This is a genomic window from Klebsiella sp. EMBS2024 (genome assembly GCF_036233805.1).
Lineage (GTDB): Bacteria > Pseudomonadota > Gammaproteobacteria > Enterobacterales > Enterobacteriaceae > Klebsiella > Klebsiella pneumoniae.
Map to the genome: position 1 here is coordinate 1,406,127 of NZ_JAZARW010000001.1, position 10,293 is coordinate 1,416,419.

Here is a 10,293-nt window from a genome sequence, read left to right on the forward strand (position 1 = left end):
GCCGCCTGGCGCGATGCCAGGCGGCTGATGGTCAGCCGGTTTTGGTCGCTGCCTTCAGGCTCTGGACGAAGGCTTTCAGCTCGTCGAGCATGGTCTGCGGCTCATCGAGGTGGCGTTCGATGATTTTGACGATGGCGGAACCGGAGATAGCCCCGGCGGCTCCGGCGTCAATAGCGGCGCTCACCTGCTCCGGCGCGGAGATACCAAAGCCCTGCAGCGGCGGCGCGGCGTGATATTCCGCCAGCTTCTCCACCAGGTGGTGCAGCGGCAGCGCGGCGCGATTTTCCGCACCCGTCACTCCGGCGCGCGACAGCAGATAGGTGTAGCCGCGGCCATAAGAGGCAATCTGGCGCAGTAAATCGTCATCCGCATTGGGCGGGCAGATGAAAATCGGCGCGATGTTATGGCGCATCGCCGCCTGGCGGAACGGGGCGGACTCTTCCACCGGCACGTCGGCCACCAGCACCGAGTCGACGCCGACGCGGGCGCACTGGGCATAGAACGCATCGATGCCCGGGCTGAAGACGAGGTTGGCATACATCAGCAGGCCGATTGGGATGGTCGGATGCTTCTGGCGGATCGCCGCCAGCATCTCAAAGCACTGCGCCGGGGTCACTCCCGCGGCGAAGGCGCGCAGGGCCGCGCCCTGGATGGTCGGGCCGTCCGCCAGCGGGTCGGAGAAAGGGATCCCCAGTTCAAGGGCATCGGCGCCGCCTTCGATCAGCGCATCGATAATTTTCAGCGACTGCTCCGGTCCCGGATCGCCAAGGGTGACAAAGGGGACGAAGGCGCCTTCCTGGCGATTTTTCAGTTGGGCAAACAGCGTCTCATAGCGTTCCATCAGATTTCCCCTCGCGCTTTTAGGATGTCATGTACGGTGAAAATGTCTTTGTCGCCGCGGCCGGAGAGATTAACCACCAGCAGCTGCTCTTTTTCCGGGTTCTCGCGCATCATCTTCAGCGCGTGGGCCAGAGCGTGAGAGGACTCCAGCGCCGGGATAATCCCTTCGTGGCGGGAAAGCGCTTTAAACGCGTCCAGCGCTTCGTCGTCAGTGATCGACACATAGTCAGCGCGACCGGTGCTGTTCAGAAACGCGTGNTGCGGCCCAACGGACGGGAAGTCCAGCCCGGCGGAAATGGAGTAAGACTCTTCGATCTGGCCGTCGGCGGTCTGCATCATCGGCGACTTCATACCGAAGTAGATCCCAACGCGACCATGCTTCAGCGGCGCGCCGTGCTCGCCGCTCTCGATACCGTGTCCGGCGGGCTCCACGCCGATCAGGCCGACGTTGGTTTCCTCGATAAAATCAGCGAACATGCCGATGGCGTTTGATCCGCCGCCGACGCAGGCGATCACCGCGTCCGGCAGGCGGCCCTCTTTTTCAAGGATCTGCGCTTTGGTCTCTTCGCCAATCATGCGCTGGAATTCACGCACAATCGTCGGGAACGGGTGCGGACCAGCGGCGGTGCCCAGCATATAGTGCGCATTTTCGTAGCTGCCGGACCAGTCGCGCAGCGCCTCGTTACAGGCATCTTTCAGCGTGGCGGAGCCGCTGTGCACCGGGATCACCTCGGCGCCCATCAGGCGCATACGGAACACGTTCGGCGACTGGCGCTCGACGTCCTTGGCGCCCATGTAGATACGGCATTTCAGGCCGAGCAGGGCGCTGGCCAGCGCTGAGGCGACGCCGTGCTGGCCGGCGCCGGTCTCGGCGATAATTTCGGTTTTGCCCATCCGTTTGGCCAGCAGAGCCTGGCCCAGCACCTGGTTGGTTTTGTGCGCGCCGCCGTGCAGCAGATCTTCGCGTTTCAGGTACAGGGTGGTGCGGGTGCCTTCGGTCAGATTCCGGCATTTGGTCAGGGCCGTCGGACGACCGGCGTAGTTTTTCAGCAGGTCGGTGAATTCCGCCTGAAAGGCCGGGTCCTTCTGCGCGCTGACAAAGGCTTCTTCCAGCTGGCGCAGGGCGGGCATCAGGATCTGCGGCACATACATGCCGCCGAATTCGCCGAAGTAGGGGTTCAGTAAAGTGCTCATTATTGCTCCTTAATATGCGCGCAGCGTCTGGAATACGGAGGCCAGCTTGCTGGCGTCTTTCATCCCGGGTTGCGACTCTACGCCTGAATTGAAATCGAGTCCGGCACAGCCGCTTTTGGCCGCTTCCACACAGTTATCGGCGCCGAGGCCGCCCGCCAGCATGACGTTGCGCAGATCCTGGCCCTGCAGCAGGCTCCAGTCAAAGCGCTGGCCGCTGCCGCCCTGGCCGTTGTCGAGCAGGTACTTGTCGACATGGCGGAGCGTACGGGCCGGGAAGGTTTCGCCGACGCTCAGCGCTTTCCAGATGCGGACGTTGTCCGCGAGGGCGTCGCGCAGCGCGTCGATATAGGCCTGGTCTTCATCACCGTGCAGCTGCACGGCGGCCAGCCCCAGAGCCTGCGCGCGGGCGACCACCTCCTCCAGCGGCGCATTGCGGAAGACGCCGACGTACTGCAGCGGCGCAGCGGCGATCACCGCTTTGGCCTGGGCGTCATTCACCGCTCGCGGCGAGGTCGGGACGAAGATCAGCCCACCGTAAATGGCGCCGGACTCCCAGGCCACCTGGGCATCCTGCGGGCGCGTCAGGCCGCACACTTTGTTCTCGCCGAGCAGCACGCGTTTAACCGCCGTTTCCAGATCCGCCTGCTCCATCAAGGCGGAGCCGATCAGGAAGCCGTTGGCGAAGTGGCTCAGCTCGCGCACTTCGGCATAGGTATGGATGCCGGATTCGCTGATCACCGTGACATCCGGGCCGAGACGCGCCGCCAGCTGACGGGTGCGGTTAAGGTCAATCGACATATCGCGCAGGTCGCGGTTGTTAATGCCCACCACCTTCGCCTTCAGGGCGATGGCGCGCTCCAGTTCCTCTTCATTGCTGACTTCGGTGAGCACGCCCATATTCAGGCTGTGAGCCACCGCCGAGAGCTGACGATACTGTTCATCGTCGAGCACCGAGAGCATCAGCAGGCAGGCGTCGGCCTGATAGTAGCGCGCCAGGTAGATCTGGTAAGGGTCGATGGTGAAGTCCTTACACAGGATCGGCTGCGGCGCGACCTGGCTGACGATCGGCAGGAAATCGAAGCTGCCCTGGAAATATTTCTCATCACACAGCACCGAGATCGCCGAGGCGTAGTGCTTGTAGATGCTGGCGATCGCTGCCGGATCGAAATCCTCGCGAATCAACCCCTTCGACGGTGAGGCCTTCTTGCACTCGAGAATAAACGCGGTGCGGGTGCCGGCCAGTGCGTCATAGAAATTGCGCTGCGTCGGAACGATCTCATTTTGAAAACTGGCTAACGGTTGTTGTTGTTTGCGGGCTTCCACCCAAATCGCTTTGTCGGCAACGATTTTTGCTAAAACGGTTTGCATTATTTACCCTCTTGCCGCTAAGGCGGTCACTCTGTCATAGGCCGCGCCGCTGTGCAGCACATTCAGTACCTGCTGAGCGTTAGCTTTCAGATCTTCATGCCCGTGTAAACGCATCAACATGGCGACGTTGGCGGCGACGGCGGCTTCGTGAGCGGCTTCACCTTTACCTTGTAGCAAGCGCGTCAGAATGTCACGGTTTTCTTCCGGGGTGCCGCCCGCCAGCTGCGCCTGATGGTAAGGCGTCAGGCCGAAGTCGTCGGCGGTCAGCTGATAGCTTTTAATTTCCCCGTTATGCAGTTCGGCCACCACCGTAGGCGCATGCAGTGAAACTTCATCCATCCCACCGCTGTGCACCACCGCCGCGCGCTGATAACCCAGCACGCGCAGGGTCTCGGCGATCGGCAGCACCAGTTCCGGGCTGTAGACGCCAATCAGCGCCAGCGGCGGATGCGCCGGGTTGATCAGCGGGCCCAGCACGTTGAACAGGGTGCGGGTCTTCAGCTGCTGACGGACCGGCATCGCGTGGCGGAAACCGGTGTGGTACTTCGGCGCGAACAGGAAGCAGACGCCCAGCTCATCAAGCGCGGCGCGGGATTTATCGGCGTTCATATCGAGATTAATGCCGAAGGCCGCCAGCAGGTCGGAAGAGCCTGATTTGCTGGAGACGCTGCGGTTGCCGTGTTTCGCCACTTTCAACCCGCAGGCCGCAGCGACAAAGGCGCTGGCGGTGGAGATATTGATGCTGTTGCTGCCGTCGCCACCGGTGCCGACGATGTCGGCAAACAGGTAGTCCGGGCGCGGGAACGGCGCGGCGTTTTCCAGCAGCGCGGTAGCGGCGCCGGCAATTTCCTGCGGCTGCTCGCCGCGCACTTTCATGCTGACCAGCGCGGCGGCCAGTTGCTCAGGCTTCACTTCGCCGCGCACGACGGCGGAGAACAGCTGGTGGCTCTCCTGCTGGCTCAGGGTTTCCGCCTGGTACAGCTTCTCGAGGATCGGCTGGAGGGTGTTGGTATGCTCCAGCTTCTGCAGCGCCCAGGCCAGGGTCTGCTCCAGCAGCCGTGCGCCCTGGGTGGTAAGGATCGATTCCGGATGGAACTGGAAGCCGCACACCCGGTCCGCATCGTGACGCACCGCCATCACCATACCGTTGAAATTGGCGTTAATCGTCAGCCCGGCGGGAATATTGCTGCCGACCAGCGAGTGGTAGCGCGCCACCGGCAGCGGGTTAGCCAGACCGGCAAACATCGCCTGGCCGTCGTGCTCAATGCTGGAGGCTTTGCCATGGAGGATCTCCCCCGCCTGGCCGACATAGCCGCCGTAGGCTTCGACAATGGCCTGGTGGCCGAGGCAGATGCCGATGATCGGCAGCTTGCCGCGCATACGGGTCAGTAGCTCCGGCATGCAGCCGGCTTCGCTTGGCGTACCCGGGCCCGGGGAGAGCATCAGCACCGGGTTGTCCATGGTGCCCAGACGCTCAATCAGCGCCTGCGCCGGAACGGAGTTGCGATAAATCACTACGTTATGGCCGTTGGCGCGCAGCTGGTCTGCCAGGTTATAGGTAAAGGAATCGATATTATCGAGCAGCAGAATGTCAGCCATCAGAAAATCTCCTTCGCGTGATGGGCCTGGGCAATGGCGCGCAGCACCGCGCGGGCTTTATTTCGGGTCTCATCCGCTTCCGACTGGGGAACCGAGTCGAGCACAATGCCGGCTCCGGCCTGGACGGTAGCGATACCTTCCTGCACGTAGGCGGAACGGATGACGATGCAGGTGTCGAGGTCGCCGTGGGCGGTGAAATAGCCCACCGCGCCGCCGTAGCTGCCGCGGCGTTTACCTTCGGCGGCGGCAATCAGCTGCATGGCGCGGACCTTCGGCGCGCCGCTGAGGGTGCCCATATTCATGCAGGCGCGATAGGCGTGGAGGACGTCGAGATCCTGACGCAATTCGCCTACTACACGGGAGACCAGATGCATCACGAAGGAGTAGCGGTCAACCTTGGTTAAATCAGCGACATAGCGGCTGCCCGGGGTGCAGATGCGCGCCAGGTCATTACGCGCCAGGTCCACCAGCATCAGGTGTTCGGAAAGCTCTTTATGATCGGTGCGCATTTCCAGCTCGATGCGGCTGTCGAGGTCGCGATCCAGCGAGCCGTCGGCGCGGCGGCCGCGTGGCCGGGTGCCGGCGATGGGGTAGATCTCAATCTGACGGCTGACGGCATCATACTTCAGCGAGCTTTCCGGCGAGGCGCCGAACAGGGTGAAATCATTGTCCTGCATAAAGAACATGTACGGGCTGGGGTTGCTCTTCTTCAGCACATCATAAGCGGCCAGCGGCGATGGGCAGGGCAGCGAGAAGCGGCGGGAAGGAACCACCTGGAAGATTTCCCCGGCGCGGATCGCGCGCTGCATTTTGCGCACCACCGCGCCGTACTCTTCATCGCTCTGATCAACGTCGCAGCGCATTTCGGCCACGGTGGTAACCGGTAGCGGCGCCGGCGGCTCGTTCAGCTGCTGACGCAACTGGCTCAGGCGCTGCTCCAGGCGCTGTTTTTCACTCTCCAGCGGGGTGAACAGGCTGGCCTGAATGCGGGTATGCTTGGTCTGATGGTCGATGACCAGCAGGGTTTCCGCCAGATAGAAGCAGTAGTCCGGGCAGGCGGTGTCGCTTTGCAACTGGGGAAGATCTTCAAAACCGGCCACCAGGTCATAGGCGAANAGGCCGCCGAAGAACATCGCTTCGCGCTCGTTGTCCGGAACGCTCACCAGCTCCTGCAGGAGACGGAAGGCGTCAAACACCGACAGTGAGCAGAGACGGGCGTCTTCATCGAGCAGGGCGCTGACGGCCGGGAAGGTCAGGATGCGGCCGTTGGGCTGGCGCTGATTGTTGATCCCGGAGGGCAGCGCGCCGTCCAGTAGTTCCAGCAGCGCCGCGCCGTTGGCGGAGAGGGCCTGAATAGTGACAGTGTCACCAAGGGCCGTAATGCGCAGCGCGCTATCGACCAGCAGCAGGCTTTTTAAGTCATCTTTGCTGTCGATGTCAGCGGATTCCAGCAGCAGCGTCGCCGGACGGGCGCCGCACAGTTGGTGGAATAACGCCGTCGGGTTCTCCCGGTAGATGGCGTCGCTGGTGAGAAGCTCGAGTGCCGGTTTGGATGTTTGCATTATTGTTCTCGCCTGTTCGTATTATTTTTGTCCAATAAAAAGCCCGCTCATTGGCGGGCCGGGTATCTGTATGCTGAATGCAAAACGCGATCACGCCGCCCGTCGTCAGGAGGTGCGCCACCAGCTGTGCAGAGTGATAAAGTGCATTTTCATCGTGATACCCCTTCATGTGAACTTGCGTACTAGTTAACTAGTTCAATGGAATAAAGTCAACCCTTGTTTGCAGATTTTCTCTGCCTGTCGGTATGATAATGCGCTTATTTACGTTGATGTCCAGCAGGAGTCCTTTTGAGCGACAGCCAATACGCAGTGATTTACGATCTGCACAGCCATACCACCGCCTCTGACGGGCGGCTGACTCCGCAGGAACTGGTCCATCGCGCCCATGAGATGCGCGTCGGCACCCTGGCGATCACCGACCATGACAGCGTGGCGGCGATCCCGGCGGCCCGGGAGGAGATCGCCCGCGCCGGATTACCCTTGACCCTGGTGAACGGCGTCGAGATTTCCACCCTCTGGGAGAATCACGAGATTCATATTGTGGGTCTGAATATTGATATTGCGCACCCAACGATGACCGCCCTGCTGGAGGAGCAGAAAGCGCGGCGCCAGCAGCGCGGTCAGATGATTGCCGAGCGCCTGGAGAAGGCGCGGATCCCCGGCGCCTGGGAAGGGGCGCTGCGACTGGCGGACGGTGGCGCCGTCACCCGCGGCCATTTTGCCCGTTTTCTGGTGGAGGCCGGCCATGCGAAAAACATGGCGGAAGTCTTCAAAAAATACCTTGCCCGCGGGAAAACCGGTTACGTGCCGCCGCAGTGGTGTACAATAAAACAAGCGATTGATGTGATTCATCATTCTGGCGGCAAGGCGGTGATTGCCCATCCCGGGCGCTACGATCTCTCCGCCAAGTGGTTGAAGCGGCTGTTGGCCCACTTTAGCGAGCAGGGCGGTGATGCCATGGAAGTGGCCCAGTGTCAGCAGGCGCCCCATGAACGCGCCCAGCTGGCCACCCTGGCCGTGCAGTTTGGTCTTCTGGCGTCGCAGGGATCCGATTTTCATCAGCCCTGCGCGTGGATCGAACTTGGCCGTAAGCTCTGGCTTCCTGCCGGCGTGGAAGGCGTCTGGCACAGTTGGGAAGCGGCCGCCGAATAAAAATTGAGAGGGAAGTATGAGCCAGTTTTTTTATATCCATCCGGATAACCCGCAGGCGCGGTTGATTAACCAGGCGGTGGAGATTGTGCGTAAGGGCGGGGTGATCGTTTATCCTACCGACTCCGGCTACGCGCTGGGCTGCAAAATTGAAGACAAGGGGGCGATGGAGCGGATCTGCCGCATTCGTCAGCTGCCGGACGGCCACAACTTTACCCTGATGTGCCGCGATCTGTCCGAGCTGTCAACCTACGCTTTTGTGGATAATGTGGCGTTTCGCCTGATGAAAAACAACACGCCGGGCAACTATACCTTTATCCTTAAGGGGACCAAAGAGGTGCCGCGTCGGCTGTTGCAAGAGAAGCGTAAAACCATCGGCATGCGCGTCCCGTCTAACCCCATCGCTCAGGCGTTGCTCGAGACCTTAGGCGAGCCGATGCTCTCCACGTCGCTGATGCTGCCCGGCAGCGACTTTACCGAATCCGACCCGGAAGAGATCAAAGATCGTCTGGAGAAAGTGGTGGACCTCATCATTCACGGCGGTTTCCTTGGGCAGCAGCCGACCACGGTTATCGATCTCACTGAAGACACCCCGGTGGTGCTGCGCGAAGGCGTCGGCGACGTGAGGCCGTTTCTCTAAGGCTATCTGCCGGGCGGTGCATCATGCGCCGTCCGGTACCCCGCGTTTTCGCCCCGACGGCACGATAATCATCCATAGCGCTACACAAACCAGCAGCGCGCCGAGAATCAATCCTTTCTCCACTGTCTCTCCGAGGCAGAGATAGCCCCACAGCGCCGCAAAAGGTGGGATCAAAAAGGTCACCGACAGCGAACGCAGCGGCCCTATATCTGCAATCAAGCGGAAGTAGAGAATATACCCTGCCGCCGTGCAGACCACGCCCAGCATGACTATCGCTATCCACGGCAGACTCTGCCGCCAGTCTACGGCAGGCCCATGCCAGCAGGACCAGAGAAAGAAAGGAAACAGAAACAGCGTGGCGCCGACCTGGCTACCCAGCGCGACGCGTTCAGCCTCGAGGCCGCCTCGCTGCTGGATCCAGCGGCGGGTCAGAAAGCCGGCCAGACCGTAACAGGCGGTCGCGGTCAGGCAGGCGCCAATCCCCGGCAGCAGCAGGGCGGCGCTAAGGCCAGACGTCGGGCGCGCGATCACCGCCACGCCAATGGCGCCCAGTATCGCGCCGCCGCCTTTGCGCAGGGTTAACGGTTCTGCAAAGCATAACGCGCCGATCAGCACCCCCATCATCGGCGCCGTGGCGTTAAGCGTGGCGGAGTACCCTGCCGGCAGCCATTGCGCGGCAAGGCAGTACATGAGAAAAGGAAGGCCTGAATTAATGACCCCCAACTGCAGAGTGGATGTGAATTTTCCCTGATACCCGCTCCATTTACCCTGCACGCCGAGTAACAGCCCGAGCGCGATAGCGGCGAACAGTACGCGAAGAAAAGCGCTGTTCAACGCCCCGAAGGCCGGGGTGGTGATGCGCATAAACAAAAAGCTGGCGCCCCAGAGGGCGGCGAGCAGCAGCAGGCGGCCATAGTCGATAACACGCATGATTGACTCCTTGTAGTCACGAAGGAAGTCAACTGTAGAACCCACGTGCAGCGTGCGACAAACGCGTTATGCTTACATGATTAAGTTTTTCTTAACTGAGGTTCCACACCCATGAAACTCCCGCCGCTGAATGCGTTGCGCTGCTTTGAGGCGGCGGCGCGGCTGCTCAGCCTGAAGCTGGCCGCCAGTGAGCTTTGCGTCACGCCCAGCGCCGTCAGCCAGCAGATTGCCCGCCTTGAGGAGACGCTGAATGTCCCGCTATTTATCCGTACTCCGCGACGGTTACAGTTAACGGCGGTGGGAGAGATCTACCTGCGGGCCGTTCAGCCGGCGTTTCATCAGATAGCCGCCGCCACCCAGCGCCTGCAGGTGCCCCCGGGACCAGAAAAGGTAGCTATCAGCTGTACCAGCGGCTTCGCCATTCAGTGGCTGCTGCCGCGGCTGGCTGATTTTGAACGACGCTATCCGCAGATAGAGATCCAGATCGGCACCACCAACCGGCGAGTGGATTTGCTGAGTGAAGGGATCGATTTTGCCGTGCGTCATGGTGTCGGTGGCTGGCCGGAACTGCAGGCTTACCGCCTGCTGGATGACGATCTGATGCCGGTCTGTAGCCCGCAACTGATTGCTCCGCGCCGGACGCTCACCGATGCGAGCGATCTACTGCAGTATCCGCTGCTGCACGATGAACATCGTGAAGACTGGGCGCTGTGGTGTGAGGCCGTCGGGCTGGCGCCGCACTTCGCGCGGCGTGGGCCGGTGTTCACTGATTCCAACGGCGTGACGGAGGCGGCGTTCGCCGGTATGGGGATGGCGTTGCTGCGACGCTCATTCATAGCGCCTGCGCTGACGCAGGGGCGGCTGGTTAATCCTCTGGCGCAGCCCATCGCCTGTCCGCTGGCCTATCATCTGGTTTACCACGAGACCGCGCTGCTGGCGCCTGCCAACCGCTGTTTTCGCGACTGGCTGCTTGGCCAGCGCCCGGCCGTTGCTGAGGAGCGCGCGTAGTGA

The 10,293-nt window shown here is 61.6% G+C and carries 10 protein-coding genes and 1 other annotated feature (1 of these 11 cut by a window edge); of the genes, 4 read left to right on the forward strand and 6 right to left on the reverse strand.

From position 1 onward, the window contains the following. Positions 1 to 28 carry the 3' end of a MarR family winged helix-turn-helix transcriptional regulator gene (locus VZP09_RS06370; RefSeq protein ID WP_328794964.1) on the forward strand. 455 nt of this gene lie to the left of the window's left edge, so the window shows 28 of its 483 coding nt (coding positions 456-483); the start codon falls outside the window, past its left edge; it ends in the stop codon at positions 26 to 28. A 3-nt stretch (positions 29 to 31) separates the two neighbouring features. On the opposite strand, the gene trpA is transcribed toward VZP09_RS06370, so the two are convergent. From trpA to VZP09_RS06395, 5 genes are all read right to left on the reverse strand, one after another. Then, positions 32 to 841 (reverse strand): tryptophan synthase subunit alpha, encoded by an 810-nt coding sequence (gene trpA / locus VZP09_RS06375; RefSeq protein WP_016529824.1) that lies wholly within the window; start codon positions 839 to 841, stop codon positions 32 to 34. Beyond that, on the reverse strand, positions 841 to 2,034 hold the full coding sequence (gene trpB / locus VZP09_RS06380; RefSeq protein WP_328794965.1) for a tryptophan synthase subunit beta: 1,194 nt from the start codon (positions 2,032 to 2,034) through the stop codon (positions 841 to 843). Before trpB ends, trpA begins: the two co-directional genes overlap by 1 nt. 9 nt (positions 2,035 to 2,043) lie before the next feature. Beyond that, positions 2,044 to 3,402 (reverse strand): bifunctional indole-3-glycerol-phosphate synthase TrpC/phosphoribosylanthranilate isomerase TrpF, encoded by a 1,359-nt coding sequence (gene trpCF / locus VZP09_RS06385; protein ID WP_004183704.1) that lies wholly within the window; start codon positions 3,400 to 3,402, stop codon positions 2,044 to 2,046. A 3-nt stretch (positions 3,403 to 3,405) separates the two neighbouring features. Then, on the reverse strand, positions 3,406 to 5,001 hold the full coding sequence (trpD, locus tag VZP09_RS06390) for a bifunctional anthranilate synthase glutamate amidotransferase component TrpG/anthranilate phosphoribosyltransferase TrpD (protein WP_021441599.1): 1,596 nt from the start codon (positions 4,999 to 5,001) through the stop codon (positions 3,406 to 3,408). Next, entirely contained in the window at positions 5,001 to 6,563 is a 1,563-nt protein-coding gene (locus VZP09_RS06395; RefSeq protein ID WP_004176488.1) for an anthranilate synthase component 1, read from the reverse strand. Before VZP09_RS06395 ends, trpD begins: the two co-directional genes overlap by 1 nt. A gap of 33 nt (positions 6,564 to 6,596) precedes the next feature. Then, positions 6,597 to 6,692, reverse strand: a sequence feature (Trp leader region). A gap of 159 nt (positions 6,693 to 6,851) precedes the next feature. On the opposite strand from VZP09_RS06395, the gene rnm reads away from it, so the two are divergent. Both rnm and VZP09_RS06405 read left to right on the forward strand, forming a co-directional pair. After that, positions 6,852 to 7,715, forward strand: a complete 864-nt coding sequence (rnm, locus tag VZP09_RS06400) for an RNase RNM (RefSeq protein ID WP_002901735.1) — start codon at positions 6,852 to 6,854, stop codon at positions 7,713 to 7,715. A 16-nt stretch (positions 7,716 to 7,731) separates the two neighbouring features. Continuing rightward, positions 7,732 to 8,352 carry an L-threonylcarbamoyladenylate synthase gene (locus VZP09_RS06405; RefSeq protein ID WP_002901738.1) on the forward strand — a complete coding sequence of 207 codons (621 nt, stop codon included), beginning with the start codon at positions 7,732 to 7,734 and terminating at the stop codon, positions 8,350 to 8,352. 21 nt (positions 8,353 to 8,373) lie between these two features. Here the strand turns inward: VZP09_RS06405 and VZP09_RS06410 are convergent, their stop codons facing one another. Beyond that, positions 8,374 to 9,282, reverse strand: coding sequence for a DMT family transporter (locus tag VZP09_RS06410; RefSeq protein ID WP_004210746.1), 909 nt, complete (start codon positions 9,280 to 9,282; stop codon positions 8,374 to 8,376). A 111-nt stretch (positions 9,283 to 9,393) separates the two neighbouring features. On the opposite strand from VZP09_RS06410, the gene gcvA reads away from it, so the two are divergent. After that, positions 9,394 to 10,290 (forward strand): transcriptional regulator GcvA, encoded by an 897-nt coding sequence (gcvA, locus tag VZP09_RS06415; RefSeq protein ID WP_004176482.1) that lies wholly within the window; start codon positions 9,394 to 9,396, stop codon positions 10,288 to 10,290. Positions 10,291 to 10,293 lie beyond the last annotated feature (3 nt).